Consider the following 231-nt stretch of genomic DNA (forward strand, 5'->3'; position numbering starts at 1 on the left):
ATTGGTAATCCAGCTGCCGCATGGAATTAAGGCCTTTTTTTTTTGTCACATAAAATTACCTGTGTTTTCGCGTACTGCATGGTTAGGACAAAAAATGCCCCAGGTGATAAGCCATAACAGTTCAACCCCTCTCCAGCCTCGGTGCCTGTGTATCCTGCCCGGCCGGCCTTCCTCGCTCCGCTGCCGTTCCCGGCCATGCAGAGGATCCTGTAAGGGGCGTATAAACTCGCC

The 231-nt window shown here is 52.4% G+C and carries 1 protein-coding gene; it reads right to left on the bottom strand.

Annotation, left to right across the window (positions count from 1 at the left end; all coding sequences use genetic code 11):
- Nucleotides 1-26 precede the first annotated feature (26 nt).
- Nucleotides 27-231, bottom strand: a 205-nt coding sequence (locus BLA28_RS34025; protein ID WP_207650806.1) for a hypothetical protein, incomplete at its 5' end; no start/stop codon positions are given.

Origin of the sequence: Eisenbergiella tayi (genome assembly GCF_001881565.1) — a bacterium.
Lineage (GTDB): Bacteria > Bacillota > Clostridia > Lachnospirales > Lachnospiraceae > Eisenbergiella > Eisenbergiella tayi.